General features: G+C 55.2%; 23 protein-coding genes. 11 read left to right on the top strand and 12 right to left on the bottom strand.

Annotated elements, in window-relative coordinates; all coding sequences use genetic code 11:
* Nucleotides 1-70 precede the first annotated feature (70 nt).
* The gene (locus V3W49_RS15630) at nucleotides 71-1711 is read right to left on the bottom strand and encodes an ABC1 kinase family protein (RefSeq protein ID WP_500146727.1); all 1641 of its coding nucleotides are present in this window, start codon (nucleotides 1709-1711) and stop codon (nucleotides 71-73) included.
* A 218-nt stretch (nucleotides 1712-1929) separates the two neighbouring features.
* Between V3W49_RS15630 and ydfZ the strand changes: the two genes are divergently transcribed.
* Complete coding sequence (ydfZ, locus tag V3W49_RS15625) at nucleotides 1930-2133, top strand: putative selenium delivery protein YdfZ (protein ID WP_500146725.1); 204 nt, start codon at nucleotides 1930-1932, stop codon at nucleotides 2131-2133.
* 27 nt (nucleotides 2134-2160) lie between these two features.
* Here ydfZ and V3W49_RS15620 read toward each other — a convergent pair whose 3' ends face one another.
* The gene (locus tag V3W49_RS15620) at nucleotides 2161-2346 is read right to left on the bottom strand and encodes a hypothetical protein (RefSeq protein ID WP_500146724.1); all 186 of its coding nucleotides are present in this window, start codon (nucleotides 2344-2346) and stop codon (nucleotides 2161-2163) included.
* 105 nt (nucleotides 2347-2451) lie between these two features.
* On the opposite strand from V3W49_RS15620, the gene V3W49_RS15615 reads away from it, so the two are divergent.
* Complete coding sequence (locus tag V3W49_RS15615; RefSeq protein WP_500146723.1) at nucleotides 2452-2664, top strand: KTSC domain-containing protein; 213 nt, start codon at nucleotides 2452-2454, stop codon at nucleotides 2662-2664.
* A 276-nt stretch (nucleotides 2665-2940) separates the two neighbouring features.
* Here V3W49_RS15615 and proP read toward each other — a convergent pair whose 3' ends face one another.
* Nucleotides 2941-4446 (bottom strand): glycine betaine/L-proline transporter ProP, encoded by a 1506-nt coding sequence (proP, locus tag V3W49_RS15610; RefSeq protein WP_500146722.1) that lies wholly within the window; start codon nucleotides 4444-4446, stop codon nucleotides 2941-2943.
* Nucleotides 4447-5961: 1515 nt separating this feature from the next.
* On the opposite strand from proP, the gene V3W49_RS15605 reads away from it, so the two are divergent.
* On the top strand, nucleotides 5962-6723 hold the full coding sequence (locus V3W49_RS15605) for a methyltransferase domain-containing protein (RefSeq protein WP_500146721.1): 762 nt from the start codon (nucleotides 5962-5964) through the stop codon (nucleotides 6721-6723).
* A 163-nt stretch (nucleotides 6724-6886) separates the two neighbouring features.
* Here V3W49_RS15605 and dcp read toward each other — a convergent pair whose 3' ends face one another.
* The gene (dcp, locus tag V3W49_RS15600; RefSeq protein ID WP_500146719.1) at nucleotides 6887-8932 is read right to left on the bottom strand and encodes a peptidyl-dipeptidase Dcp; all 2046 of its coding nucleotides are present in this window, start codon (nucleotides 8930-8932) and stop codon (nucleotides 6887-6889) included.
* A gap of 167 nt (nucleotides 8933-9099) precedes the next feature.
* Here dcp and ydfG point away from each other — a divergent pair, with 167 nt between their 5' ends.
* Nucleotides 9100-9849 carry a bifunctional NADP-dependent 3-hydroxy acid dehydrogenase/3-hydroxypropionate dehydrogenase YdfG gene (gene ydfG, locus V3W49_RS15595; RefSeq protein ID WP_500146718.1) on the top strand — a complete coding sequence of 250 codons (750 nt, stop codon included), beginning with the start codon at nucleotides 9100-9102 and terminating at the stop codon, nucleotides 9847-9849.
* Nucleotides 9850-9940: 91 nt separating this feature from the next.
* Nucleotides 9941-10624 (top strand): GntR family transcriptional regulator, encoded by a 684-nt coding sequence (locus V3W49_RS15590; RefSeq protein WP_500146716.1) that lies wholly within the window; start codon nucleotides 9941-9943, stop codon nucleotides 10622-10624.
* Between the two features lie 913 nt (nucleotides 10625-11537).
* On the opposite strand, the gene fruA is transcribed toward V3W49_RS15590, so the two are convergent.
* The 3 genes from fruA to fruB are packed head-to-tail and all read right to left on the bottom strand — an operon-like array spanning nucleotide 11538 to nucleotide 15300.
* Nucleotides 11538-13214 (bottom strand): PTS fructose transporter subunit IIBC, encoded by a 1677-nt coding sequence (fruA, locus tag V3W49_RS15585; protein WP_500146715.1) that lies wholly within the window; start codon nucleotides 13212-13214, stop codon nucleotides 11538-11540.
* Nucleotides 13211-14170, bottom strand: a complete 960-nt coding sequence (gene fruK, locus V3W49_RS15580) for a 1-phosphofructokinase (protein WP_500146713.1) — start codon at nucleotides 14168-14170, stop codon at nucleotides 13211-13213. Before fruK ends, fruA begins: the two co-directional genes overlap by 4 nt.
* A complete protein-coding gene (fruB, locus tag V3W49_RS15575; RefSeq protein ID WP_500146712.1) occupies nucleotides 14167-15300 on the bottom strand; it encodes a fused PTS fructose transporter subunit IIA/HPr protein in 1134 nt (377 codons plus the stop codon). The genes fruK and fruB overlap by 4 nt, the downstream gene beginning before the upstream one ends.
* 411 nt (nucleotides 15301-15711) lie before the next feature.
* Here fruB and V3W49_RS15570 point away from each other — a divergent pair, with 411 nt between their 5' ends.
* Nucleotides 15712-16890, top strand: coding sequence for a hypothetical protein (locus tag V3W49_RS15570; protein WP_500146710.1), 1179 nt, complete (start codon nucleotides 15712-15714; stop codon nucleotides 16888-16890).
* A gap of 234 nt (nucleotides 16891-17124) precedes the next feature.
* Here the strand turns inward: V3W49_RS15570 and V3W49_RS15565 are convergent, their stop codons facing one another.
* From V3W49_RS15565 to V3W49_RS15550, 4 genes are all read right to left on the bottom strand, one after another.
* Nucleotides 17125-18582, bottom strand: coding sequence for a mannitol dehydrogenase family protein (locus V3W49_RS15565; RefSeq protein WP_500146709.1), 1458 nt, complete (start codon nucleotides 18580-18582; stop codon nucleotides 17125-17127).
* 154 nt (nucleotides 18583-18736) lie between these two features.
* A complete protein-coding gene (locus V3W49_RS15560; protein WP_500146707.1) occupies nucleotides 18737-20128 on the bottom strand; it encodes an MFS transporter in 1392 nt (463 codons plus the stop codon).
* Nucleotides 20129-20178: 50 nt separating this feature from the next.
* The gene (locus V3W49_RS15555) at nucleotides 20179-21192 is read right to left on the bottom strand and encodes a Zn-dependent oxidoreductase (protein WP_500146706.1); all 1014 of its coding nucleotides are present in this window, start codon (nucleotides 21190-21192) and stop codon (nucleotides 20179-20181) included.
* 171 nt (nucleotides 21193-21363) lie between these two features.
* Nucleotides 21364-21531 (bottom strand): hypothetical protein, encoded by a 168-nt coding sequence (locus V3W49_RS15550; protein ID WP_500146705.1) that lies wholly within the window; start codon nucleotides 21529-21531, stop codon nucleotides 21364-21366.
* Between the two features lie 3 nt (nucleotides 21532-21534).
* Between V3W49_RS15550 and V3W49_RS15545 the strand changes: the two genes are divergently transcribed.
* Complete coding sequence (locus V3W49_RS15545) at nucleotides 21535-21867, top strand: DUF1283 family protein (protein ID WP_500146755.1); 333 nt, start codon at nucleotides 21535-21537, stop codon at nucleotides 21865-21867.
* Between the two features lie 43 nt (nucleotides 21868-21910).
* Nucleotides 21911-22471: a spermidine N1-acetyltransferase gene (gene speG, locus V3W49_RS15540; RefSeq protein WP_500146703.1), complete on the top strand. Its 561-nt coding sequence runs from the start codon at nucleotides 21911-21913 to the stop codon at nucleotides 22469-22471.
* On the opposite strand, the gene V3W49_RS15535 is transcribed toward speG, so the two are convergent.
* The gene (locus V3W49_RS15535; RefSeq protein ID WP_500146702.1) at nucleotides 22465-23169 is read right to left on the bottom strand and encodes a YnfC family lipoprotein; all 705 of its coding nucleotides are present in this window, start codon (nucleotides 23167-23169) and stop codon (nucleotides 22465-22467) included. The genes speG and V3W49_RS15535 overlap by 7 nt on opposite strands.
* A 112-nt stretch (nucleotides 23170-23281) precedes the next feature.
* On the opposite strand from V3W49_RS15535, the gene V3W49_RS15530 reads away from it, so the two are divergent.
* From V3W49_RS15530 to dmsD, 3 genes are all read left to right on the top strand, one after another.
* The gene (locus V3W49_RS15530; RefSeq protein ID WP_500146700.1) at nucleotides 23282-23545 is read left to right on the top strand and encodes a DUF1161 domain-containing protein; all 264 of its coding nucleotides are present in this window, start codon (nucleotides 23282-23284) and stop codon (nucleotides 23543-23545) included.
* Nucleotides 23546-23744: 199 nt separating this feature from the next.
* A complete protein-coding gene (ynfE, locus tag V3W49_RS15525; protein WP_500146699.1) occupies nucleotides 23745-26186 on the top strand; it encodes a selenate/tellurate reductase subunit YnfE in 2442 nt (813 codons plus the stop codon).
* Between the two features lie 37 nt (nucleotides 26187-26223).
* On the top strand, nucleotides 26224-26850 hold the full coding sequence (gene dmsD, locus V3W49_RS15520) for a Tat proofreading chaperone DmsD (protein WP_500146698.1): 627 nt from the start codon (nucleotides 26224-26226) through the stop codon (nucleotides 26848-26850).
* The last annotated feature ends 140 nt before the right edge of the window (nucleotides 26851-26990 follow it).

Genomic DNA, 26990 nt, shown 5'->3' with positions numbered 1-26990 from the left:
CTCTGCCGGACGCGGCGGATTGCTGAGCCACTGTAGCGAAGATAACGTCAACAAAGGTTAAACAGACGGACTAACGGCGCAATCGCAGCACCAGCAGAAAAATGCCTGCACCGCAGGCCAGCAGGCCCAGCACCGGAAAGATGGGGATCCCCCAGAGATGCCATCCGCTAGCCATCAGCCAGGGCGTTATCCCCAGCGCGAATGCCGCCGTCACTACCGCAATCGCCAGCGTAACCGCCGCGCGCTCAAGGGCGCGACCGAGCATCCCGATATTCTTAATTTCCAGATCGGCATTGACCTTCCCCAACTTCAGACGGCGTAACATCAGGCGCAGCGTCTGGGGCAACTCTTCACCGGCATCCAGTACCTGTGCCCCCAGCGCCAGCAGGCGACGGCGGGCGTCGCCTGGCCGGTAGCGCCGCATCACGACTTCACGCAGCATCGGGCGCAGCGTAGCGACGATGTCAAAACCGGGATCCAGACGCTGCAGCACCCCATCGGCGGTAATCAGCGCCTTAAACAGCAGCGCCAGATCTGGCGGCAGCGCCAGCCGGAATTCGCGAACCATCGCCAGCAGATCCGCCAGCGCCTTACTGAGCTTCATTGGCGCCGCCCCCTGCTTATCGAGGAAATTCTGCGCCGCCAGCTCAAAGCGGTTAATATCGATGGCCTCATCCCCCGACCATTCGATCAGGGCATTGATAATACCTTCGTTCTGGCGAGCGGCAATGGCATCCAGCATCATCAGCAACTGATTGCGCCGCCGCTCGCTCAGGCGCCCCACCATCCCGAAATCGATGAAACCAACCCGGTTTCCTTCCAGGGCCATCACATTTCCGGGGTGAGGATCGGCATGCCACAAACGATGCTCCAGCACCATCTCCATAAACGCCCGAGCTCCTTCTCGTGCAAGAATATGGCCATCCAGCCCGGCGTCAGTCAACTGCTGCGGACTTTCCGGCGTCATTCCCGGTAAGAACTCCTGTACCATCAGACGCGGTGAAGTCCAGGCCCAGTGGATGGCGGGAATGACCACCTGTGGGTCATCGGCAAAGCAGTGAGCGAGCTGCTCACAGTTACTGGCTTCCTGGGTGAGATCCAGCTCGTGGTTCAAGGCAGTAGCAAGGCCCAGTACAATCTGGCTCGGATGATAGCGCGCCAGTTGACTACTCTGTTCTTCCAGCGCGCCCGCCAGAAAGGTCAGTAGCCGCAGATCGGCCCGGATAGTCTTTTCCAGGCCGGGGCGTAGCACCTTCACCACGACCGCCTCGCCGCTATGGAGCCTGGCGCGATAAATTTGCGCCATCGACGCGGCGGCGATCGGCGTGCGATCGAACTCAGCGAAAACCTGCTCCGGCTCGGCGCCCAAATCTTCACATATCTGGCCCGCCAGACTTTCCCAGGGAAGCGCTCTGGCCTGACTGTGTAATTTTTCCAGTTCGTCGGTCCAGGCGGGATCCAGCAAATCGGTGCGGGTCGCCAGGATCTGCCCGAGTTTAACAAAGGTCGGCCCCAGCTCTTCCAGAGCGTGCCGCAGTCGCTCGGGCATGCTCTGTACCCGGGCCTGTTCGCGATCGCGGCGAATGCTGTCGCGCAGCGTCGTCAGCCCCAGCATTCGGGCGATATCCTGCAACCCATAACGGATCAGAACCGAAGTAATTTCCGTCAGCCGTACCCTGTCACGGGCCGTGACCAGCATCATCTTTAACATCCTGGCGAAAAGCCTCCCTGATTCAGCCTGCGCCGCCGTATGCGGTGCATAATGATTCACACATTAGCGGCTAACGGGCCGCAGCGCCACTACTGTAATTATGTGACGAAAATCACATGAAAACATTCGAATTGATCGCGATCAACGCCCTGTTTGCTCAGAATATTCCAGAATAACAGCGTCTGAATTGCTCACTTTCATTCAGAGGAGAAACCACAATGATGACCTATGACCGCAATCGCAATTCTATTACCACCGGCAGCCGCGTTATGATTAACGGCACCGGCCAGACGGGCGTGATTACCGCAATCCACGGCGACGGCATGTCGCCTGGCGACCTGCGCCGCTCGAAGACGGTGGAAATCGAGGGTTGTGAAGGTCGGTATCAGCCCGTGGAGCTTATCCGCCTCGGCATGAACTAAGCACAATGAATGCCGCCACGGCGGCATTCACAGATACTTCTCAAACTGCCAGGCCGCCAGCGCTATCCACAAAAATCCCGCCCCGAACAGCAAGCCCCAGACGATATGTCGGCGCCGCCAGCACCACAAAATCAATAATCCCATTACTGGCAGGCTAATCTTCCAACCCGCCACTACCGTGAGCATGGCGATAATCAGATAATCTTTCAGCATGTTTATTTTCGTACCATCGTTAAATCGTACTCCCTGCCAGTTGATCGTTGGCTGAAAATTTGCGTATGTTTTTATACGGTACTTAAGCGCAGCGGAGCCACAAGAATGAACAGACACCCCGTGACTTCATCACGAATCGCCAGTATTGGCTACGATACCGGGATGCGCGAGCTGGAGATTCTGTTTAAAGATGGTCAGCTGTGGCGCTATCGCAACGTTCCGGAAAAAACCTTCCACACGTTTTTGGCCGTCGTTTCTAAGGGACGTTTTTATGATGGCGTGATTCGCAATAAATTTACGGCGATGCGGCTGCGTTAGGCAAGAAAAGGGGCATCGCGGATTGGCGTGCCGCTTGTTTCCCAAAATACGGCAGAATATGTCGATGCGGTGGGCTGTTCCGTTCACTTCAGGCAACAGCTTCTCTGTTAATTCACCGGTTCCGCAACCAACATAAGATAAATCACCTTAAGGTGAACGGAACCTTCTCCTGCGCGACATACTCACCCAGAAGCCAGGACAGCCGCCGGTAACTCCAGCTTCACGACAATCCGCGGTGAACCTAAAAAAAAGCCCCCGGATGGGGGCCCTTTGGGATTACTCGTTAATACGCGGGTGCTGCTGCACCAGGCGATTGCGTTTCTCTTCCAGTTCAGCGATCTCACGATCGATATCTTCGATTTTATGCTCGATGTAATCGTGATGCTCCTGCAATATTTCACGCGCTTCTTCCAGATCCGACGCCGCCGGCGTGGCGCCTTTCAGCGGTTTATTCGCGGTCTCTTTCATATACAGGCCAGTAATCAGACCAATGACGCCTATCACCATCAGATAGTAAGCGGGCATCATCAGGTTCTGGGTGCTTTCCACCAGCCAGGCGGCCAGCGTCGGCGTAAGACCGGCAATCAGCACCGAGATATTAAAGGCGCTGGCCAGAGCGCTGTAGCGGATATGCGTCGGGAACATCGCCGGCAGCGAAGAGGCCATCACCCCGGTGAAGGAGTTGAGGATCACCGCCAGCATCAGCAAACCAGCGAAAATCAGTCCGATAACATCACTGTTGATAAGCTTAAATGCCGGTACCGCCAGGGCTATCAGCGCTACGCTACCACACAGCACGAAAGGACGGCGGCCGAAACGGTCGCTCAGCAGTCCCATTACCGGCTGTACGAACAGCATACCAATCATAATGGCAATAATGATAAGCACCCCATGATCCTCGGAATAATGGAGGTTATGGGAAAGGTAGCTTGGCATATAGGTCAGCAGCATGTAGTAGGTCACGTTGGTGGCAATCACCAGACCAATACAGGCCAGTAGGCCGCGCCAGTGTTTGGTAGCGATCTCCTTAAAGGAGACTTTCGGGCCATCCTGCAGACCTTCACGGTCGCCCTGCTCCAGCTTATCGACGTGCTGCTGGAAAGCCGGGGTTTCTTCAAGAGCGTGGCGCAGATAAAGGCCGATAATGCCCAGCGGCAGCGCCAGGAAGAACGGAATACGCCAACCCCAGTCAAGGAAGTTCGCCTCACCGACAACCGTGGAGATCAACACCACGACGCCCGCCCCCAGTACGAAACCAGCAATAGAGCCGAAGTCCAGCCAGCTCCCCATAAAACCGCGTTTGCGGTCTGGCGAATATTCGGCTACGAAGATCGAAGCGCCGGTATATTCACCACCTACCGAAAAACCCTGCGCCATCTTACACAACAGCAGCAATATCGGCGCCCAGATACCGATGGTGGCATGGGAAGGTATCAGCCCGATACAGAACGTACTGATCGACATGATCACTATCGTGATAGACAGAATACGCTGACGGCCATATTTGTCGCCCAGCATACCGAAGAACAGGCCGCCCAGCGGACGAATCAAAAATGGGACTGAGAAGGTCGCCAGTGCGGCTATCATTTGCACGCCGGGATCGGCGCCAGGGAAGAATACTTTACCGAGTGCGTAGGCAACGAAACCATAGACACCAAAATCGAACCACTCCATCGCGTTACCCAGCGACGCGGCGGTAATCGCCTTACGCAGCTTGGCATCATCGATGATGGTCACATCCTTAAGCGTTATCGGTTTGACCTTTTTCCTTCTTAACTTCATGTTCCATCCTCTAACGGTAAAACGCCCTTACAGGCGATCTGCCAGAAGCAAGCTTTGTGCAAATACGGGTTGCCCCCGGCAGAAAAATTTAAGGGAGTGCACTTCTCGCCTTTTGCCCCACCCGACTAATAGTCAGCGGGCCGAACTTCTGATGTTACTTCCTGCTATAGCGTAGCAGGCATTTTCCTCCATTATGTAGATCCGCGAACGGCGCCGGAATCGCACCTTTTGTCAAGGCCGGGTTTCTTTTGTCAACCAGAGTGACCTGGATCACATATTTATTTACATAAAGCCCTATTTTCTCTGCGTAGTCAACCTTATCTCCCTGCATCTCCTGCTTTTATGGCAAGATTTGAACCGGGATTTATCTCAAAAATAAACCGCAATACCTGTTTGCGCAAATATGCTACAGGCCACGTATGACAAGGCCTGTCGGCTATCGCTCTTCCTGCTAAAAAAGTTGTTAAACGTCGCGATCGTCAATAATCAGAATGCTGCCAGGTGCATAATTCTGCGCCGTATGTTTTACAACCGAAAACCGCTCAATAAACGACCATCGCGTTTTTCTTCGTTTTCACCCACACAGCAGCAACTTCTGGTCAATCATTAACCACATCAACGGCCAAAGCAGTTTTAACATTTATTGCGCTGTCAAAACCGACTTCCCCGCTTTAACATTAGAATTAACGCATTGTTTACATAACGTTTTTTGTGAAAAATTCAGTGAGCTCAGCGACATAAAAACTCCCCCTATTCCTGGATGCTTCCTAAAACCCGTCTCCCCGCCGCTAAAACCGCCTTTTTTATGCCACTATGATTAACGTATCACTCTGAGATATCCTGAAACTGCTACTTTTTCCGGCTGCGATGCCTCTATCGCGCCGGATTTTTTTTCGCTATTCCACCACCAAACAAAAAGTGCCTGGATCACTCCGAAAACCCGGGATGGCCGACAAACTCACAGCGCGTTGTGCCATGATGAATGTGGGTTCTCCATGAAAATCCCCTGTAACACTTTTACCGGACTATGTAATCCCCATAGTCCGGTCTTTTTCGCCACGCAAGACGAGCAAGCAAAGGGATTTTTCCCATTTTTCATCAATTAATATGGCAGTGTGAACTTTTCCGGCGGACAAAAGTCAGTATTAAAAATAGCAATAAGCCATTGGTGATAGTGATGTTCGCACAAAAGCTGACTTTCTGGTTTGCAACCCTGATTTTAGCGCTGCTGCTGCCATTATGGGGGGCGTTACTTTTTGGAAACAACGATGTTACACATTATCTGTTAAACATTGTGGATTTTATCGATAAAACCTGAGCTTTTATTGAGTGATGATGGACGGCTCATGTTTAATATTTGCGAATACGGTTACTGTAGCAATCAAAATAAGCAATATAATAATCTGAAATAACTATTCCCCGTTACAGTCTGAATCTCTGCTACATTTTTCTGACAAATATCGTTGGCTCTCTGATGACAAACGCAGATATACAGAATAAATACAGGGGTATTACATGCAGCAGTTTAATCGTCATGCCGCCGCCTATAATGCTATCAGGCATAAAATCCGCTACCCGCAAGCGCTGTACGATTCACTCGCTTCCCGCACGCCCGAACGCCAGGCCGCACTCGATATCGGCTGCGGCAACGGCGTCTCCACCGCCCCGCTGGCGGCCCTGTTCAGTCAGGTTGAAGGCTGCGATATTGGCGATGCGATGATTGCCAAAGCCCGCCAGAATTATCCGGATATTCATTTCACCGTTTGCGACGCCGCCTGTTTTACGCCAAATCAACCTTATGATCTGGTGACCAGCGCCACGTCCTTTTACTGGATGGATCGCCCCAAAATTCTGGCGCATCTTGCCCGGTGGTTAAAACCCGATGCGCTGTTCTGCGCCTGGAAATATGATTTCCCTCTGGTGTATGGGCCTCTGCAAGACTTTATTGGCCGCGAACTGGTGACTCGCTGGGCCGCATGGCGTGATTCACGCCTGACCCACTATGACGATACTCTGGAATTAATGCAGGCCTGTCCACATCTGTGCAACGCCCGCCGGGAAGTGTTTGCCAATATCCTGTTTCTGACTCCGCTGGAAGTGGCGCTATTCTTTTTATCCACCAGCTATGTGACCCGCTATATAGAAGAACAAGGCGGCGAGGCGTGGGCTCAGAATTTTACTAAAACGGTGCAGGAGATCGAAACGGCACCTTTGGTCGCCGTAAACTTCGATATTCACGCTTTTAGCGCCCACAGGAGGCGCGACTGCGTCAGATAAAAAACCGCTAAAGTCTCTGGCGATAGCGCCGATAACAGAGATGTCTGTCCATCAGACAATGAGACTTTTCAGCGTTTGGGGAGGGGCAAACCCACTGCCATTCAACCTCCCCGTTTTTTTAACGCCTGACGTAAAACCGGCCATCACAGCCGATTTTTTGTTTTCAGTCGCTCAGTCCACGATGCTCTAACATCGGCTCCACGGCAGGATCGTGCCCACGCCAGCTGCGATACAAATCAGCCAAATCGCTGCTGTTACCGCGCGACAGAATCTCGTCCCGGAAGCGCTGACCGTTTTCCCGGGTTAAGCCCCCCTGCTCTTCAAACCATTTGAAGCCGTCATCCGCCAGCATCTGAGTCCACAGATAGGCATAATAGCTCGCAGCATAACCTCCGCCCCAGATATGAGCGAAGTAGCTGCTGCGGTAGCGTGGCGGTACTGCATCGAGAGCCAGCTGCTCCCTGGCCAGGGTCGCCTGCTCGAAGGCGCTGACATCTTCAATATCAGCGTCCGGGGCTATCTGGTGCCAGTGCATATCCAGCAGCGCGGCGGCCAGTAGTTCAGTCATATGGTAGCCCTGATTAAACTGCCCGGCGCACAGCATCCGTTCACGCAGCGCCTGGGGCATGGCTTCACCACTCTGGTAATGGCGCGCATAGTGGGCGAACACCTCGGGATGGCTGGCCCAGTGTTCGTTAATCTGCGACGGGAATTCTACAAAATCGCGTGGCGTATTGGTACCGGAAAGCGACGCATAGCGCTGGCTGGCAAACACGCCATGCAGCGTGTGGCCGAACTCATGGAATAGCGTAATGGTATCGTCCCAGCTCAGTAACGCCGGTTCACCGGCGGCCGGTTTGGTGAAATTACAGACGTTATAAATCACTGGTTCGCTCGCCAGTTGTAACGACTGCTCGACAAAGTTCCCCATCCAGGCGCCACCGCTTTTGCTGTCACGAGCAAAAAAATCGCCATAAAACAGTGCCATACCGCGTCCGTCGCGATCAAAGATCTCCCATACCCGCACATCCGGATGGTAGAGCGGAATATCAAAACGTTCGACGAACCGCAGTCCATAAAGCTGGCTGGCGCACCAGAATACGCCGCGATGCAGCACGCTTTCCAGTTCAAAGTAGGCCCGGATCTCACTGTCATCCAGTTGATAACGTTCACGTCTGACTTGTTGCGCATAAAAATTCCAGTCCCAGGCCTGGACCGGGAAACGAATCTCTTGCGCATCGATGAGCCGCTGAATATCAGCCTGTTCGCGACGCGCGCGTCCGCTCGCCGCCGCCACGATATTACGCATAAAATCCAGCGCCGCTTCGGGCCTGGCGGCCATCTGATCGGCCATACTCCAGCTCGCGTAGTCCGGGTACCCCAGCAGCTCGGCCTGACGGGCGCGAACCTGCGCCAGCGCGCGAATGATATCCCGGGTGTCGCCGCTGTCGCCTTTTTCGCAGCGCCGCCAGCCAGCCATAAACAGCGCCTCGCGGGTCTGACGATGGGCCAGGTTCTGAAGCGCCGGTTGTTGCGTGGTGTTAAACAGCGTCAGCAGCCAGCGCCCCTCCAGCCCTTTATCGCGCGCCGCCTGGGCCGCGGCGGCGATTTCCGCGGCATTCATACCGGCAAGCTGCATGACATCGTCAACCACCAGACCGCCGGACTTAGTGGCCGCCAGCAGACGCTGATTGAACTGACTGCTTAACTGCGCCGCCTGCTGATTAAGCGCCCGCAGCGCCGTTTTTTGCTCGGTATTAAGGCGAGCGCCAGCCAGAACGAAACGCTGGTGCTGCTGTTCGATAAGCCGTACCGATTCATCGTCCAGGCCCTGGCTATGTCGCCCCTGCCAGACCTTCTCCAGACGGGAAAACAGGCTGTCGTTCAGATAAATTTCATCATCCAGCGCCGCCAGCTCGGCGCTGAAGGCTTCATCGAGCTGCTGTAACTGATCGTTGGTGTGGGCCGCCGTCATCGCGAAAAAAACGCCGGTGACTCGGGCCAGCATCTGGCCGCTGCACTCCAGCGCCAGGCAGGTATTGGCAAAATCCGGCGCCTCTGGCGCATTAGCGATCGTCGCCACTTCAGCGCGCTTAATACGTACCGCCTCGTCAAACGCCGGGCGGTAATGCTCATCGCGAATGGCATCGAAAGGCGGCGCCTGATAGGGAAGCAGGCTTACCTGAAAAAAGGGATTATCCACGGCCATTTTATTCTCCTGAATCACCGGATTAGCCTTATAGCTTATGCCGCTCATTGCCGCCCGGCAATGTCAATGAGCGAGACAGGCATTTCATCGATCCCATTCGCCGCAAGCCGTGTTAGGCTGTCCATTCAGTCAGTTACCACTTAGATAATGCGTTGAGGAACAGCAAGATGATTATTCTGGTTACCGGCGCCACCGCCGGCTTTGGCGAATGCATTACCCGCCGATTTGTCGATAATGGCCATCGGGTGATCGCCACCGGACGCCGTCACGATCGCCTTCAGGCGCTACAGTCAGAGCTCGGCGATGCCGTGCTTACCATGCAGTTAGATGTGCGCAATCGCGCCGCCGTTGAAGAAGCCATCGCCTCTCTGCCCGAAGCCTGGCGCGAGATCGACGTTCTGGTGAATAACGCCGGACTGGCTCTGGGGCTGGAGCCGGCGCAGCGCGCCAGCGTCGATGACTGGGAGGCTATGATAGATACCAACAACAAAGGGCTGGTATGGATGACCCGCGCAGTGCTGCCGGGCATGGTTGAGCGCAATCGCGGCCATATTATCAATATGGGCTCCACGGCCGGAAGCTGGCCTTACGCTGGCGGTAACGTCTACGGCGCGACCAAAGCGTTCGTACGCCAGTTCAGCCTGAACCTGCGTACCGATCTGCACGGTACCGCCGTTCGCGTGACCGATATCGAGCCGGGACTGGTGGGCGGCACCGAATTTTCCAGGGTGCGCTTTAAAGGCGACGATGCGAAGGTGGCGCAAACCTATCAGGACAGCAACGCCCTGACGCCTGAAGATGTGACGGAAGCGGTCTGGTGGGTTGCCACCCTGCCGGCTCACGTCAACATTAATACTCTGGAGATGATGCCAGTCAGTCAGAGCTTCGGCGGCCTGAGCGTTCATCGCCAGCGCTAACGATATTCCTGCCCGGCCTGTGAGCCGGGTATAGGCCAGACGTTAGAAAAATGCTAAAATCGGCAAGTTACTCACCACTCAGATAAAACAGATGGCCGTCGATACGTTAAACCCCACACAGCCCGTTAACCAGCAGATCTATCGCATCCTGCGCAGGGATATCGTTCACTGCCTGATTCCGCCGGGTACGCCGCTCTCTGAAAAGGAGGTGTCTGTTCGTTTCGACGTCTCCCGTCAGCCGGTGCGCGAAGCCTTTATCAAACTGGCAGAAAACGGATTGATCCAGATCCGCCCCCAGCGTGGCAGTTATGTGAATAAGATTTCCATCCGTCAGGTCAGCAACGGCTGTTTCGTGCGCCAAGCCATTGAATGCGCCGTCGCCCGTCGCGCCGCCGCGCTTATCGGCGACGACTGGCTGTGGAAGCTGGAACAGAATCTGAACCAGCAGCGTAGCGCCATCGAACGCCAGCAGCAGAATGATTTCTTCGCCCTGGATGACGATTTTCACCAGAAGCTGGCGCTGATCGCCGACTGTCAGCTCGCCTGGGATACCGTAGAAAACATAAAGGCTACTATTGACCGGGTACGCTTTATGAGTCTCGATCACGTTTCGCCGCCGGAAATGCTGCTCAATCAACACATTGAGATTTTTAATGCGCTGGAACAGCGCGACGAAACCCGGGTTGAAGAGGCCATGCACCGCCACCTTCATGAAATCAGCGAGTCCATCCTGCTGATTCGTAAAGAAAACAGCGAGTGGTTTAGCGAAGAGTAAGACCAACGAAAGAGCACGGGCCAGTGATATCACTGGCCCATTTTTTTAGTTTCATCGCGGATTAGCGTGAAACCGGATGCAACTACGCCGTGTTCTGGAGGAATATGTCGCGCTGGCGAAGGTTCCGTTCACCTTAAGGTGATTTATCTTATGTCGGTTCCGGAACCGGTGAACGTGTCAGGAGGCTCAAACGCCGCCTCCTGACAACCTGGCTTTCCGGCGTGAAAATCGCCGCTGTCGCGGGCCCCTCCGCTTTTCCCGTCCGCCGGACGGGTCGGGCGTGACGCCACCTCCCTGTGCCGCACACCCTCAGCCCGACGTCCTGTCGGGCTGACCCTGGCGGCCGTGAACGCTGCGGCGATTTTCAGGCCGGAGTATCATCGCCCTGAATCTTCTGCCCGGATTTATCCGTACAGGTATTGCTGGTTGTATTTGAGCACCTGGTCTGAAGCGACGAGGATGTAGCCACCCGGCTTAAACCGTAGCGTTCACGCAGGGCCGGAGGAGCGGCAGGATGTCGCGACAGGGTAAGGTCGCCATGGATGGCGACTCTTGCCCGTTCCGAAAAGCCCGAAGTGATAAGCGAAGGGGCCCCGAAGGGCGTTTTTTACCGCCGGGAAGCCCGGGTCGCCAGGGGAGCGGCGACTGAGCCCCCCTGGCCCGTTCACCCGAGGTGGATTAACAGAGAAGCCATCACGCAAAGTGAACGGAACACCCACCGCATTATCATATTCTGCCGCTTCTGTTCTGAAACCGGGCGCCGGAGCCGCCTGTCACCCTCACCCCGGCCCTCTCCCGAAACGGGAGAGGGAGTTTCCCGGCAATGAGCGGAACTGCCCACCGCATCGTCATATGATGCCGCTTTTTAGCTTCCCGTCTTCAACCATTCCACGCTAAGGCGCGATGAGCATTTTTATACCTCCATCGGTACCGTTTCCGGGCGCTTCACCAGTGCATAAGAGACTCCCGTCACCAGCGTACCCGCCATAATCGCCAGCAGATAACCTAATACCGGCGTAATCGCCCCTGGAATAAACAGCACGAATAAACCGCCGTGCGGCGCCATCAGCGCTGCCCCCACCGCCATAGAGATGGCACCGGTCACGGCGCCGCCTGCGATACAGCAGGGCAACACCCGCATAGGATCCCGGGCGGCGAAGGGAATGGCCCCTTCGGTAATAAAGCACAGCCCCAGAACTAACGCAGCCTTTCCCCCTTCCCGCTGGGTGTTATCGAACTTTTTCCCTGCAATAAGCGTCGCCAGTCCCAGCGCCAGCGGCGGCACCATTCCGGCGCCCATAATCGCCGCCATCGGCGCATAAGTTTGGGTGCTCAGCAGTCCCACGCCGAAGGCATAGGCGGCTTTATTAAGCGGCCCTCCCATATCGGTACACATCATTCCGCCAAGGATCGCCCCCAACAGCACCGCATTGGTGGTACCCATTGTCTGCAGCCAGTGAGTCAGCGCCGCCAGAATATCGGCAACCGGACGGCCAATCAGATAGATCATCGCCAGCCCCACGATCAAACTGCCCACCAGCGGAATAATCAGAATCGGCTTTAACGCTTCCATTCCCGCAGGCAGTTTCAGTCGGGCGCCGATCAGTTTCGCCACGTATCCCGCCAGAAAACCGGCAAGAATACCGCCGATAAAACCAGCACCGGTGCTGACCGCCAGCATCCCGCCGATCATTCCAGGCGTCAGGCCGGGCCGGTCAGCGATGGAAAAGGCGATATAACCCGCCAGCACCGGCACCATCAAAGCGAATGCCGAATCACCACCGATCTGCATCAGCGCCGCCGCCAGCGTTCCCGGCTGCTTAAAAGCGTCGATCCCAAAAGCGAAGGAAAGCGCAATACACAGGCCTCCCGCCACCACCACAGGCAGCATAAAAGAGACCCCGGTCAGCAGATGACGATAAATGCCGCCCCCCTCATCGCCCGTCGTTTTGCTCGCCGCTTTTTCGCGGCTGCCAGCAGGCTGGTACGGCTGCGCCTCGCTCAGCGCCCGATCGAGCGTCTGGGCCGTCTTCTTAAGCGCCAGTCCGGTCGAGGTACGGTACATCGGCTTACCGGCAAATTTGCTCAGGTCGACTTCGATATCGGCGGCCACCAGCACCAAATCTGCCTGTTCTATCTCATCCGGGGTTATCGCATTACCTGCTCCCACGGAACCGCGGGTTTCGACCTTAACCCACCAGCCGCGTTTTTTGGCTTCGGTTTCAATAGCTTCAGCCGCCATAAATGTATGCGCCACGCCAGTAGGGCAAGCGGTGACCGCCACGATGCGTCGGGGAGCCGTAGCGGCGACCGTTTCCGACATCTGATACGGCTGGGCCCGATGCCGGGCTTCGTTAAGGAAAGCTTCCGGCTGGGCTACCGCGCCATTAATCTCCCCCTGATAGACCCGTTTGCCGTTCAGGGCACTGTCGCTCAGCGGCGTGGTACCCAGCACAATCACCAGCTCCGCGTCATCCGGGTTATCCGTCATTTCAATCTGCGCCTTAGCCGCAGCTGCGCCAAGCAAATTTTTCGCCATCCAGGCACGCGCCTGACCCAGCCTGGTATCGACAATCAGCAGCGTTTTCATAAGTCGTTCTCCTGCCGTAAGTTAAAAGGGTACACCTCTACGCAGGCCATCATCTTCGCCAGTCGCGGGCGATCGCTGATGCCGACGTTGCTCTGACCTACCGCCAGCGCCGATACAGCCGTCGCCAGACGCAGGGTATGTTGATTGGATTCACGCATCAGTAACCCGTAGATAATGCCGCCGACCATGGCATCGCCGGCGCCGACCGTACTGATCACATCGACTGAGGGCGGCCTGGCGATCCACGCACCGGAGCCGCTTACCCACAGGGCACCCTGCTCGCCAAGCGAAATCACTACGTGAGCAATGCCCTGCTGACGCAGCGCATGGGCGGCCGTCACCACATCGCTGATGTCCGGCAGACAGCGGCCGACCCAGCTTTCCAGCTCGCGGCGATTTGGTTTAACCAGCCAGGGCGCGGCACTTAGCCCGGCAGCCAGCGCTTCGCGGCTACTGTCGAAAATGATGCACGGGCACAGATCGCGCAGTGCGGTCATCCATCCGGAAAAGGCATCGGGGCTGACGCCGGCAGGCAGACTGCCGCTGACGCAGATCATGTCGAACTGCCCTATCCAGCTCAGGGAATCTTCAACAAAGCGCGTCCACTCTTCGGGAGAAACTTCAAAGCCTGAAAAATTTAAATCGGTGACGGCGCTGCTTTGCTCCGTCAGTTTGACGTTGATACGGGTTCGTCCCGCCACCACGTGAAAACGGTTGGTGATACCCAGTTCGCTGAACAACTGCTGAAATCCTTGCAGATTATCTTTTCCCAGAAAGCCGCTTACGGTGACGTCAATGCCCAGATCCTTAAGCACCTTAGCGACGTTAATGCCCTTGCCCGCCGCATGCAGTCCGGTGGTACGTACCAGGTTGACCTCTCCGCTCTCGATCTCCGGAATGAATCCCACCAGGTCATAGGCCGGATTCAGGGTGATAGTGGCAACGCGACGGCTCATTGCACGCCCTCCCCAAGACCGTCGGCAATGGCCTGACCGATGCCCTCTATCGCCGCGGCGGCGTCATCGCCCCGGGCCGTGATGCGAATTCGGTGCCCTTTCTTAACGCCCAGGGCCACCACCTTCATCAGACTGCGGCCGTTAACCGCCTTGCCGCTGCCGTTAAGGTTAGTTACGGTAATTTCGCTGTTGAACCGCTTGATGGTGTTCACCAGCATGGCACCAGGGCGGGCGTGCAATCCATGCTCATTGGGCACCACGAACTCAGCGCTGAAATCATCGTCGCTGACGGTGCCCTCTCCAGTGAGCAACGCCAGCAGCGTAGCGGCATCCGCCTTCAGCAAACGCTGCGCCTCACGCGCCGTCAGCAGCGAACTCAGTCTTTCCAGAACGGCCAGCGGCCGATCGTCAACCATTGAAACCGTCACCAGTAGCGCCGCCTGCTGGCCATCCACATCGATCGGCGCGGCAGGGCGGCCGATCGCAATGGCGCTCTTCAGACTGCCTTCCGTACTGTCATTCAGCCAGACGCCCTGGCCCAGATTCATGGGTTCATCGCCAATCGCATGGCTGACAAACCGTGCATCAACGGCGCCTGCTGCTTTCAACCGCCCGACATTCAGCGCCTGAAGCATGACCAGATCGCTGGCCTCAACGTCCAGCGACAGCATGTCGTTATCGAACTTCAGCGTCTGTTGCCCGTTTTCCCCCATCAGCATCGCACGCAGCGCTTGCGGATCGACGGCAGATTTCAGTCGCTCCGCCACCGAATCATCGCTTAGCACGTGCGTCAGCTGGCGCAACAGACCAAGATGCTCATCCGAACGGGCTGCAATACCGAGCGCCACATACACCGTCTGGTCTTCGCCCCAGGGAACGCCATCCGGGAACTGATAAACCTGTACCCCGGTTTTCAGCACCTCGTCCCGGGTATCGGTCGTGCCATGAGGAATGGCGATCCCGTTGCCGAGCCAGGTAGAGGTCTGCCGTTCGCGGGCCAACATGCCTTCGACATAACCCGGGGTCACGTTGCCTGCCTGCGCCAGCGCCCCGGCCACCAGCCGGATTGCCTCCTCTTTGCTTCCCGCATGCTGTCCTGGGTGAATATCCTGCACAGATAACTGGAACATGGTTCACTCCTTTATCAGAAATTGAAACGATTCAGCTTTTTAGATACAAAAAGGATGATCGTCTGGATAAAATCCATCAGGGCAATAGCTGAAACGTTTCAATCAATCTGTATCCTTAGCGCCAATCCTGCAAGAAAAGCAGCGAATTGGATGATAAAAATTAGACATGAAACACATTTTGATAACAATTCCCCCAGATTTGCTGAACGAAACAGCAACTTCATAATCCGGTTAATGCTGGATAGCACTCTGGATAGCGCTGATATGAGTTTCGATAATGTTCCATTCAGAAATATTGAAGCGCTGTCACTCGACACGTAAGCGTTCAAAAAGAGCAAAAATTGATAGTCAGGCATATCGTTGTTCTTTTCTAATTCAGGGAGTTACATACCAACAGCCAGGGTTAAGCCGATGAGTGACATCCCGATTAGCATACAACGCCAAAACCATCTTCCAGGTCATTCTTTTGATAGAGAAATACAGCCATCACCAGTAGAAATAAAAGAGTTAGAAGGCCACGATTTATTAAGCTTCCTGACCAACCAGGAATACAATGAGAATAATCACATCCATATATTACCGGGAGCAGCATGCAAAAATACCGATGATTTCTATCATGTAACGCTAACACATTACTCTAAAAACTATGAACTTCAGATCAGAATGAATAATGATGGCTCCATCATAATAAAAAATGAAAACAATTCCGTTATAAAAATAAATCCAGCAACATACAATAATTTTCCTTTGAATTCAGAAGACCATCACCTATCTTTTTATGATCATTCATCAATCAGTACATTACTCACCCGCATAATATTAAACAAAGCTCTCCTGGAAAACAAATTCCCGCCAGTTCATACGTCAATCAACATACCAGAGGAGGCTCACATTCTAAATTACGATTTAAACTTTATCGATCAGAAAATCATTGATAAAATTCAAACCAGCAAACAACCAATATATGATGGCGTCAGTTTTGATGACGAATTTATTTTAACCGGATGCCAGCCAAAAATTGATTTTGAAAAATATAAGGAGCTTTTTTCATCAGAATGCTTAAAGCTAGACTTTTCGCGAATGGATACCACTAATACTATTGTATCGATCAATGATGTTAGTATCCCATCAGATCTGTTACAGCAGATCATCAAATATCTGGGCCCGACAAATCAACATTCGGAGCCTGATTTAGACAACGCAATATTCCTGGCTATTTATGATTCAGGAATTAATCTCCCTTCCGACGTCATAAACAATCTGCATTTAATATCTGTAGCAAACAGTCAGGCAATAACAGGAAGAGCACTGGAAATATTTTGCACATATACGGCTCAATACCCCACACTAAAGAAAAACACAAAATCCGTCATTGACATAAAGATTAACGATCGTGATTTTTTGATCAAAACAAAATACGACATATCTATCCTTAATGCCAGCAATAACATCAGGTTCGATGGGTATGATTTTATTCCTCGAAAAGCTACCTTATGGAATGTAGTGCAGGGTGATAAATTTTCACTTCCTGTTTCCTTTACTCGTTGGGACAGTGGTTTCTCAGCTGTCTGCGAGCCAATAAATAAATAGTGGCCATTTATATCAGGGGAATAACTGTCTGTTTATATAAACGATAGTGAATTATATCAAACAGAGCGATTGCCAAATAATCCGGATTATTACTTACTACAGCGGGTCCCAGAGAATACAGCGCTATACCAATGCTGGATGTCATGGTAGAAAATAGCAGCTCTGACAGCATAAAAAAGGCCCATGGAAACCATGAGCCTTTTTACACAGGGTGAAACCCCGCCTTTAGTTCGACTATCTGGCAGCCTTCGCCACCATACTGCGGGCACCGTTAACCAGCAGGCCCTGATATGCGCTCAGTACTTTCGCGACAAAAACGCTGCTGTCCGGCAAATCGCGGCCAAAGATAGCATCCAGCCCCAGCAGCGCCCGCACCCGGGCTTCTCCTTCTTCACTTGCGGCAACGGCCTGAGAGATGGCGGGCAGCAGCGGGTCACTGATTTCAATGGGCGCTCCCTGCTCATCCACCCCGCCGACGTAGCGCATCCAACCAGCAACCCCAAGCGCCAGCAGATCGAAGCCGTCGTTATGAGCCAGATGCCAGCGGATAGGATCCAGCATACGCTGCGGCAGTTTCTGGCTGCCGTCCATGGCAATCTGCCAGGTACGGTGGCGCAGCGCCGGGTTGCAGTAGCGAGCGATAAGCGAATCAGCATAGTGACGCAGATCCACCCCCTGCACCTTCAGGGTCGGCGCCTGCTCATTCAGCATCAGCGCATGCGCGGCACGGCGATAGTTTTCATCCTCCATGCACTCATTGATGTGTTGATAACCGCCCAGATACCCTAGATAGGCCAGGAACGAATGGCTGCCATTCAGCATCCGCAGCTTCATTTCCTCCCACGGCAGCACGTCCTGTACCAGTTCAGCACCGGCTTTTTCCCACTGCGGACGACCCGCCACAAAGTTATCCTCAATGACCCACTGGCGGAACGGCTCGCAGGCAACGCCTGCCGGATCGGCTACCCCAAGATGGCTTTCAATCTGCGCAAGCGTTTCGGCGGTGACCGCCGGAACAATGCGATCCACCATCGTTGAGGGGAAAGTGACCGATTGTTCGATCCATGCCGCCAGCGCCGGATCCAGCTCTCGGGCATAGGCCAGTACCACATTACGGGTCACGTGGCCGTTTTCCGGCATGTTATCGCAGGACATCACGCTAAAGCCCGGCAGCCCGGCCGCTTTACGGCGCGCCAGTGCGGCAACGATGGTTCCTGGCGCGGAACGCGGCGCCTGAGGATTTTTTAAATCCGCCTGAATCAGCGGGTGATCGACCACCAGCTCACCAGTTGCCGGAGAATGGCAATAGCCCTTTTCGGTCACGGTCAATGAAACAATAGCCACTTCCGGACGGCACATGGCCGCCAGAACGGTATCAATACCGTCCACTTCCGCGTGCAGGGCCTCTTTCACCACCCCGACCACCCGAGAATTCCAGCCTTCACCAGACATTTCAGAAACGCTGAACAGGTTTTCCTGGCGTTTGAGATCGGCGATCTGCTGTTCGCCGCCAATCAGGTTAACTTCGCAGTATCCCCAGTCGCTGTTGTGCTCAGCGGCGAGAATGTCGGCAAACACCGCCTGGTGGGCGCGATGAAATGCACCAAATCCCAGGTGAACGATACGGGTTTGCAGACGGTTACGGTCATACTTCGGCAAAGTTGCCTGTGCGGACCAAAGTGAATTTACCATTGTTGATACCCACTTCATCATTAATAAGGGAACCGTGGCAGACTACCGCCTGCACCGGTTCGCACCTTGATTTGCGACAGCTTTTTCCAACTACCCTGACTAGAATGGTAACAAAGTGTAAGTATCATCTCGTAACAGGGTAGCTGGCAGATTATCAGGAGAGCGTACGGGTCACGCCTGCGCGACCCGATACGGTGATATCAGCCGCATCGTCCGGATTTTCCAGATCCCTGTCGGCAACTTCCGGCATCAGGAATGCAGAGATCAGGCCAATCAGCGAATAGGCCACAATCATCGCGGCGATAGGCCACCAGCTATCGGTCATATTGCAGAAAATACCGGCCAGTAGCGGGCCAAAACCGACGGCGATAAGCCCCCCCGCCTCTTTGGAAATCGCCATACGGGTAAAGCGGTTACGGGAACCGAAGATTTCCGCCATGGTGATGTTTTCCAGCGCGAACAATCCCAGCACCGCCACGTTATGGATGATAATGATGCTCGCCATCATCACGCCGACCGATGACGCACCGTTAGTCAACAGGGACAGCATTGGCCAGGCCAGCAGAATAGCGCTGATATTGACGATAATGTACGGCATGCGGCGCCCCACCCGATCGGAAATCCAGCCCAGCAGCGGAATCGTCAGGAAGCCAAGCACGGAACTGATCATCAGAGCATCGGTTGGGATACTCTTATCCAGCATTAACGACTGGACGAGATAACCCGCCAGGAAGGTCTGAATCAGCCCTGAATTTCCCGCCTGGCCAAAGCGCAGGCCGCTGGCCAGCCAGAAAGATTTGCTGCGCAGCATCGCGCCAATAGTGTTGTCCTGATCGATAGGCGTACCATGCTGCTCATCCTGTTCCTGAACGCCTTCGAAGACCGGGCTCTCTTTCAGATTGATACGCAGCCAGATGGCGAAGATCATCACCACCGCGCTGCACAGGAAGGGAATACGCCAGCCCCAGTCCACCAGCTGTTGACGATCCAGCAGGAAAAACATCAGGGCCCAGATAGCCGTCGCCGTCAGGGTGCCGCAGTTGGTGCCCATTGCCACCAGCGACGAGATAATGCCGCGCTTACCGCGTGGCGCATACTCCGCCAGCATGGTACCCGCGCCGGAAATCTCGGCACCGGCGCCCAACCCCTGGATAATACGCAGCGTGACCAGCAGAACCGGCGCAAAGATGCCTATCTGAGCATAGGTGGGCAACACGCCGATAAGCGTGGTACAGATCCCCATCATGGTAATGGTGATAAACAACACCTTTTTACGCCCGACCTGGTCACCCATCCGACCAAAAATAAACGCGCCGACGATACGGGCGATATATCCTGCACCGTAAGTGCCCATCGCCAGGATCAGCGCCATCGCCGCCGACTGCTCCGGGAAGAATATTTCATGGAACACCAGCGCGGCGCCCAGTGAATAAAGCTGGAAATCCATAAACTCCAGCGCGGTACCAAGCCAGCCCGATACAGCGGCCTTCACCAGGTCACGGGTATCACGCTCCGGCTTGTTGCTGTTATCTGTCGTATCAGTCATTTTTCATTTCCCCGTTTATCCTTACAGGTTGTAGGTACAGAACATCGTACTCAGAAATTAAGCAGCACCTTGCAGCACAGCTTCTGATCCTTCTCAAAGGTTTCCATCGCTTCCAGCACCTGCTCTACCGGATAGCTATGGGTTATCAGTTTTTCGGGCCGAATCAGGCCGCGCGCCATCCAGTCGATAACCATCGGAAAGCGATTACTGTTCAGACGCGAGCTGATAATGGTCAGCTCTTTACTGGTGATTCCCTGCTGGCTGATGGTGCAGGGATCGGCGGAGAATCCCATGATGCCGATACGCCCTGCAGGCGACGCCAGACTAATGGCTTGCGGCAGAATGCTCGGATGGCAGGCGGCATCGACGATAAGCGTCGGCTGTACTCCGTGGCTCTCCAGCCAGCCAGCCAGACTTTCGCGGCCGTTGTTAATGGTATGGTCGGCGCCATTGTCCCGCGCCATAGCCAGCCGTTCGTCGATGCGATCCGCTACGATAACACTCTTCACGCCGTAAACGCCGCGCAGCGCCTGGATAGTCGTCAGCCCCATCGGCCCCGCGCCGTACACCAGCGCCACGTCCAGCGCACCAGGCTGTAACTGGCTGCAAATATTGGCGGCGATGGTAAAGGGTTCGATCATGGTAGCCTGATCGTCTGGAATAGCATCCGGCACCCGATGCGCATTACCCGCCGGAATCACCACGGCATCGCTAAAGCCGCCGTCCCGATGTACGCCGACCACCTGCAGCGAGGTGCAGACATTAGGGCGACCAATCTGGCAGGGATAACAGTGGCCGCAACTCACCACGGGATCCCCCGCGACCCGCTCGCCGATCCGCGCCGGATCGACCCCTTCCCCCACGGCGTCAATATGGCCGAAGAACTCATGACCAATCACCCTGGGATATTTAGCGAACGGATTGTGACCATGGAAAATATGCACATCAGAGCCACAGATCCCCGCATGCTTCACGCGGATCCTCACTTCGCCCGCGGCAGGTTGCGGTAACGGACGCTCCGCAATCTCAAGGCGGCCTGGCTGCTGAACGACAACGCTTCTCATTTGTTATTCTCCTGTTTTAACAATACGGCAGGCTGGTAGCGCCCCGCCATTTTCCCGGTGTTAATGCAAACTGAAGTCAGCTAACTCAACGCATTAGCTATTGCGTCTCATCATTCCCTTCCGCCAACTACCATACAAGTATAAATAATGAAAATATTGTACTCCGTCACACTATTGACTCAGGAACTGCAACAGTTTCAGAACCTTCGCCGAAGCGCTGTAACCTTTGAACGGGCAGTCGTATATCGATATCTGCAGGGTGTCCGGCGCGTCAAAATCGGGTAAAATAAAGGGGTCGTGGCGTTCACGACCAATAAGGAAATCATTTCTATGAGTCATTCAATGAAGCGCCTGTCCCTTGCGCTACTGCCGCTGGCGTTTAGCGCCGCTGCTCTGCTTAGCGCACCAGCTCAGGCTCAAACCAACAAGTTGATCATCGAATCCGGCGATAGCGCCATGAGCCGCCAGCAGGCTGCGATGGAAAAGGAACAATGGAACGATACCCGTTCACTGCGTCAGAAAGTGAACCGCCGTACGGAAAAAGAGTGGGATAAGGCGGATACCGCCTTTGATGCCCGCGATAACTGCCAGAAAAGCGCCAACCTTAACGCTTACTGGGAACCCAACACCCTGCGCTGTCTGGATCGCCGTACGGGACGCGTGATTAACCCGTAATTCGATGCGGCAGAACGCTCTGCCGCCGCTTCAAGGAGCCCTTATGTCCGGCGACCTACAGGTTAAACTGCGCCCTCTGGAGCGCGAAGACCTCCGCTTTGTCCATCAACTGGACAACAACGCCAGCGTCATGCGTTACTGGTTCGAAGAGCCTTACGAGGCCTTCGTGGAACTCTCCGATCTTTACGACAAGCACATTCACGATCAAAGCGAACGCCGCTTTGTGGTGGAGTGTAATGGTGAAAAGGCGGGACTGGTAGAACTGGTGGAAATCAATCATGTACACCGCCGCGCCGAATTCCAGATAATCATCTCGCCTGAACATCAGGGCAAGGGCCTGGCTTCCCGCGCGGCGAAGCTGGCGATGGATTACGGCTTCACCGTACTGAATCTATACAAGCTCTATCTGATCGTTGATAAAGAGAACGCCAAAGCGATTCATATCTACAAAAAGCTGGGCTTTATGGTGGAAGGAGAACTGATTCACGAGTTCTTCGTTAATGGCGAATACCGCAACACCATCAGGATGTGCATCTTCCAGCACAACTATCTGCAAAACCTGAAGGCGCCTGGCGGGACCATGTTGACCCCCACCGCTCAGTAGTAACCGATACTGTTGGAAATGATGTAGTGCTGTTCCGCTCCCGTGGTCAGATCGCGGCTCATTACCCGACAAGCGGTTGGGTTGCCCCTGGCGTCGTAGCTGCAACGCTGGCGGGTTGTGGCTATCTTGCGCCCATTACGCTCACTGACCGTCGTGTAGTCCGGCTTATGGCCGGGCTCGCCGGCAATGATGCGCAATACGCTCCTCTCGCCATTTTCCTGAGCGCTCTTACCCAGCGGATACCCCTCTTCATCGTAGCGATAGCGAATCGCCACCCGAGGCCCCTTAGCCGAAGTCACATAGCCGCGCCGATCCTGACGATAATCGACAGAGGCATCCGGCAGCGAACCCAACTGGCAGTGGCCCTGTAATAGCACCCTCAGAATGCCGCTATCGGCATCCACCAGCATGTCATTCTGACGTTGCAGCGAAGCGCTACTGTCGTTTTTCAGGTCGTGAAACTCCAGGCTGTTAAAACAGCCGTCGCGCGAAAGTCGTGCGCTGACGTGGCGTACGGCTTCGCCATTCTGATCGATAACAGTTTCACTAAAATCGCGCACCGGCCCGCGCAGCGGATCGAAGTCGAATTCGTTAGCAAAGCTGGACATCTGCGGCGACCAGCCGTCGCTCTGTGAATGCCTCTCGTCGCAGCCGACGACGAGCAGTGCCAGCGCGCATCCCAGTAGTCCTCTTTTCATCACCGACTCATACTCATAGAATCTGAAAATGTGGCAAACGATATAAGTAAATACAATACTTTACCCCTATTCTGCTATGATTGAGCTCCATGCTCAACAAAAGGAAGCAACAATGAAACCTTCGGTCTGGATTAGCGCGTTACTCCTGGTGGCAACCGCGCCGGTAATGGCAGCACAGAACTCGTGCGAAAGGGTTAAAGCGGATATTGAGCAACGCATTATTAATAACGGCGTACCGCAATCGGGGTTCACATTGACTATCGTGCCTAACGATCAGGCGGATCAACCCGGCGCTCAGGTCGTAGGCCACTGCGCCAACGATACCCAGAAAATTCTTTACACCCGTACCAGCGACGATGCCGCGCCACAGCAGTAATACCAAAGGGGTGCATCAGACACCCCTGCGGGATTATCACAGAATTATGCAGCAACTTTGATGCATATTAATATCGACTACCTCCACATGGGTAACACTCCCCCTGCAATACGCCGATAGCGGCGTACCCAGCAACCCCAAATCCCTATAACAACAAGGCACCTTCCAGGTTGCGGAAAGTCGTGCCGTGGAGTGAGCCATGTCCACCACTCAACAACAACCGGGCGGAATCAGCCGCCGTACATTGATTAAGTCATCGGCGCTCGGCGGTCTTGCGTTGGCCGCCGGTTCGGTTTCGCTGCCGTTTGGCATTCGCCCTGCGGCCGCAGCCGTCGGCGATGCCGTATCAGGCGCTGAAGATCGCATCGTCTGGGGCGCCTGCTCGGTCAACTGCGGCAGCCGCTGTGCGCTGCGTCTGCACGTGCGCAACGATGAAGTCTGGCGGGTCGAAACCGATAATACCGGCGAGGATATTTACGGTAATCACCAGGTACGGGCCTGTCTGCGCGGCCGGTCGATTCGCCGCCGCATCAATCACCCGGAACGCCTCAACTATCCAATGAAGCGGGTAGGCAAACGTGGTGAAGGCAAGTTCGAGCGCATCAGCTGGCAGGAGGCTCTGGACACCATCGCCGGGAAGTTGCAGAAAACCGTCGAGCAGTACGGTAATGAATCGGTCTATATCAACTACTCTTCCGGCGTTGTCGGCGGCAATATCACCCGCTCTTCCCCCTACGCTTCGCTGGTGGCACGCCTGATGAACTGCTACGGTGGTTTTCTGAGTCACTATGGCACTTACAGCACCGCGCAAATCTCCTGCGCCATGCCTTACACCTACGGCAGCAACGAAGGCAACAGCACATCCGATATCGAAAACAGTAAACTGGTGGTGATGTTCGGCAACAACCCGGCTGAAACCCGCATGAGCGGCGGCGGCATCACTTACTATCTGGAACAGGCCCGGGAACGTTCCAATGCCCGGATGATCGTTATCGACCCACGCTATACCGATACCGCCGCCGGGCGTGAGGACGAGTGGCTCCCGATTCGACCCGGTACCGACGCCGCGCTGGTCGCTGGCCTTGCCTGGGTGTTGATTAACGAAAATCTGGTTGATCAGCCGTTTCTGGATAAATACTGCGTCGGTTACGACGAAAAGACCCTGCCCGACGGTGCGCCAGCCAACGCTCACTACAAGGCCTGGATTCTGGGCCAGGGCGATGACGGCGTGGAAAAAACGCCGCAGTGGGCTTCGCGTATTACCGGTATTCCGGTGGATAAAATTATTAAGCTGGCGCGCGAAATCGGCAGCGCTAAACCGGCCTACATTTGCCAGGGCTGGGGCCCACAGCGCCAGGCCAACGGCGAACAGACCGCCCGCGCTATCGCCATGCTACCCATTTTAACCGGCAACGTCGGTATTAACGGCGGCAACAGCGGCGCCAGAGAATCCACTTACACCATTACCATCGAACGTATGCCGGTGCTGGAAAATCCGGTAAAGACCAGTATCTCCTGCTTTAGCTGGACCGACGCCATCACCCACGGGCCGAAGATGACCGCCACCCGTGACGGCGTGCGCGGCAAGGATAAACTGGATGTCCCCATCAAGTTTATCTGGAACTACGCCGGCAACACGCTGGTGAACCAGCATTCCGACATTAACCGTACCCACGATATTCTGCAGGACGATAGCCTGTGCGAAACCATTGTGGTGATTGAAAACTTTATGACCTCGTCGGCGAAGTACGCCGATATTCTGCTGCCGGATCTGATGACCGTCGAGCAGGAGGATATCATCCCCAACGACTATGCTGGCAACATGGGCTACCTGATCTTTATTCAGCCCGCCACCACCGCTAAGTTTGAGCGCCGCCCTATCTACTGGATAATGAGCGAAGTGGCGAAGCGACTGGGGCCGGAAGTCTATCAGCGCTTTACCGAAGGGCGCAGCCAGCGCCAGTGGCTGGAGCATCTGTATGCTAAAATGCGCGCCAGAGATCCGGAATTACCGGAATTCGAGGCGCTACGCGCGATGGGGATCTACAAACGGCACGATCCGAACGGCCATTTCGTGGCCTATCGCGATTTCCGCCGCGATCCCGCAGCCCATCCGCTCAAAACGCCTTCAGGAAAGATCGAGATTTACTCGCAGCGTCTGGCGGAGATAGCCGCCAGCTGGGAACTGGCCCCGGATGATGTGATAAGCCCACTGCCTGTCTACGCGCCGGGTTTCGAAAGCTGGGACTCGCCGCAGCGCGCTGGCTTCCCGCTGCAAATGTTTGGATTCCACTATAAAGCGCGTACTCACTCAACCTACGGCAATATCGACGTTTTGCAGGCCGCCTGTCGCCAGGAAGTGTGGATCAATCCCATCGATGCCGGTAAACGTGGCATCGTCAACGGCGATATGGTTCGGGTGTTTAACCAGCGCGGCGAAGTGCGGGTCGCGGCCAAAGTCACGCCGCGCATTATGCCTGGCGTGACCGCCATGGGTCAGGGCGCCTGGCATCAGGCCGATATGAACGGCGATCGCATCGATACCGGCGCCTGTATGAATACCCTGACCACCCACCGCCCGTCGCCGCTGGCGAAAGGGAATCCGCAGCACAGCAACCTGGTGGATATCGAGAAAATTTAACCCGCCCTGCATATTTGCAGGGCAACAAAGGAGAGTTATGACCGCAACCAACCACGCCGCCCGGCTTAACGCCATCGCACTGAGCGGCCGGGTGCTGGGCGCGCTGTTCTACTACGAACCGCACAGCGACGCCGCAGCGACGCTGGTACAGATGCTGCAAAATACAGGCTGGGAAAGCGAATGGCCGCAGTCCCGGCCGCTGCCATCGGCTATCCCCGCCCTGATGGCCCGGAACAGCCCGGATGAGACGATTGAGCAGGCGTATCAGCGCCTGTTCGTCGGCCCCTGGGCGCTCCCGGCGCCGCCATGGGGATCCGTCTGGCTCGATCGGGAAAATGTGCTGTTCGGCGATTCCACCCTGACTCTACGTCAGTGGATGCAAAGCCGCGGCATCGCCCATAGCAGCGCAATGAACGAGCCGGAAGATCATATCGGCACCCTGCTGATGCTGGCCGCCTGGCTGGCAGACGCCGGACAGCAGCAGGCCCTGGACGAACTGCTGGCCTGGCATCTGCTCCCCTGGGCGCCGCGCTTCCTTGAGTGCTTTATTGAAAACGCGGCGCATCCCTTCTGGCAGGGGCTCGGCGAACTGACCCGGTTCACGCTTTCCGAATGGCGTTCGGGCCTGCTGATTCCCGTCGCAGAAAAACCCCTGTTCCGCTAACCTCCTCACGGCCGACGTCCTGTCGGTCAGTGCCTCAATTTGTCAAGTATGTGACAACGTCACTTACAAAGCGCTGTTTTAAGACTTTTCTTAAACACACAAACCAGGCGTGACGCAACAAGGGCAAATCAATGATTTCC

Source organism: Rosenbergiella sp. YN46, assembly GCF_036620675.1.
Taxonomy (GTDB): domain Bacteria; phylum Pseudomonadota; class Gammaproteobacteria; order Enterobacterales; family Enterobacteriaceae; genus Jejubacter.
This window is presented reverse-complemented; position numbering and strand designations above follow the sequence as displayed.

Excerpts from the sequence above, each read along its gene's own strand:
- V3W49_RS15630 (WP_500146727.1), bottom strand. The coding sequence starts at position 1,711 with ATGTTAAAGATGATGCTGGTCACGGCCCGTGACAGGGTACGGCTGACG.
- ydfZ (WP_500146725.1), top strand. The coding sequence starts at position 1,930 with ATGATGACCTATGACCGCAATCGCAATTCTATTACCACCGGCAGCCGC.
- V3W49_RS15620 (WP_500146724.1), bottom strand. The coding sequence starts at position 2,346 with ATGCTGAAAGATTATCTGATTATCGCCATGCTCACGGTAGTGGCGGGT.
- V3W49_RS15615 (WP_500146723.1), top strand. The coding sequence starts at position 2,452 with ATGAACAGACACCCCGTGACTTCATCACGAATCGCCAGTATTGGCTAC.
- proP (WP_500146722.1), bottom strand. The coding sequence starts at position 4,446 with ATGAAGTTAAGAAGGAAAAAGGTCAAACCGATAACGCTTAAGGATGTG.
- V3W49_RS15605 (WP_500146721.1), top strand. The coding sequence starts at position 5,962 with ATGCAGCAGTTTAATCGTCATGCCGCCGCCTATAATGCTATCAGGCAT.
- dcp (WP_500146719.1), bottom strand. The coding sequence starts at position 8,932 with ATGGCCGTGGATAATCCCTTTTTTCAGGTAAGCCTGCTTCCCTATCAG.
- ydfG (WP_500146718.1), top strand. The coding sequence starts at position 9,100 with ATGATTATTCTGGTTACCGGCGCCACCGCCGGCTTTGGCGAATGCATT.
- V3W49_RS15590 (WP_500146716.1), top strand. The coding sequence starts at position 9,941 with ATGGCCGTCGATACGTTAAACCCCACACAGCCCGTTAACCAGCAGATC.
- fruA (WP_500146715.1), bottom strand. The coding sequence starts at position 13,214 with ATGAAAACGCTGCTGATTGTCGATACCAGGCTGGGTCAGGCGCGTGCC.
- fruK (WP_500146713.1), bottom strand. The coding sequence starts at position 14,170 with ATGAGCCGTCGCGTTGCCACTATCACCCTGAATCCGGCCTATGACCTG.
- fruB (WP_500146712.1), bottom strand. The coding sequence starts at position 15,300 with ATGTTCCAGTTATCTGTGCAGGATATTCACCCAGGACAGCATGCGGGA.
- V3W49_RS15570 (WP_500146710.1), top strand. The coding sequence starts at position 15,712 with ATGAGTGACATCCCGATTAGCATACAACGCCAAAACCATCTTCCAGGT.
- V3W49_RS15565 (WP_500146709.1), bottom strand. The coding sequence starts at position 18,582 with ATGGTAAATTCACTTTGGTCCGCACAGGCAACTTTGCCGAAGTATGAC.
- V3W49_RS15560 (WP_500146707.1), bottom strand. The coding sequence starts at position 20,128 with ATGACTGATACGACAGATAACAGCAACAAGCCGGAGCGTGATACCCGT.
- V3W49_RS15555 (WP_500146706.1), bottom strand. The coding sequence starts at position 21,192 with ATGAGAAGCGTTGTCGTTCAGCAGCCAGGCCGCCTTGAGATTGCGGAG.
- V3W49_RS15550 (WP_500146705.1), bottom strand. The coding sequence starts at position 21,531 with ATGACTCATAGAAATGATTTCCTTATTGGTCGTGAACGCCACGACCCC.
- V3W49_RS15545 (WP_500146755.1), top strand. The coding sequence starts at position 21,535 with ATGAAGCGCCTGTCCCTTGCGCTACTGCCGCTGGCGTTTAGCGCCGCT.
- speG (WP_500146703.1), top strand. The coding sequence starts at position 21,911 with ATGTCCGGCGACCTACAGGTTAAACTGCGCCCTCTGGAGCGCGAAGAC.
- V3W49_RS15535 (WP_500146702.1), bottom strand. The coding sequence starts at position 23,169 with ATGAAAAGAGGACTACTGGGATGCGCGCTGGCACTGCTCGTCGTCGGC.
- V3W49_RS15530 (WP_500146700.1), top strand. The coding sequence starts at position 23,282 with ATGAAACCTTCGGTCTGGATTAGCGCGTTACTCCTGGTGGCAACCGCG.
- ynfE (WP_500146699.1), top strand. The coding sequence starts at position 23,745 with ATGTCCACCACTCAACAACAACCGGGCGGAATCAGCCGCCGTACATTG.
- dmsD (WP_500146698.1), top strand. The coding sequence starts at position 26,224 with ATGACCGCAACCAACCACGCCGCCCGGCTTAACGCCATCGCACTGAGC.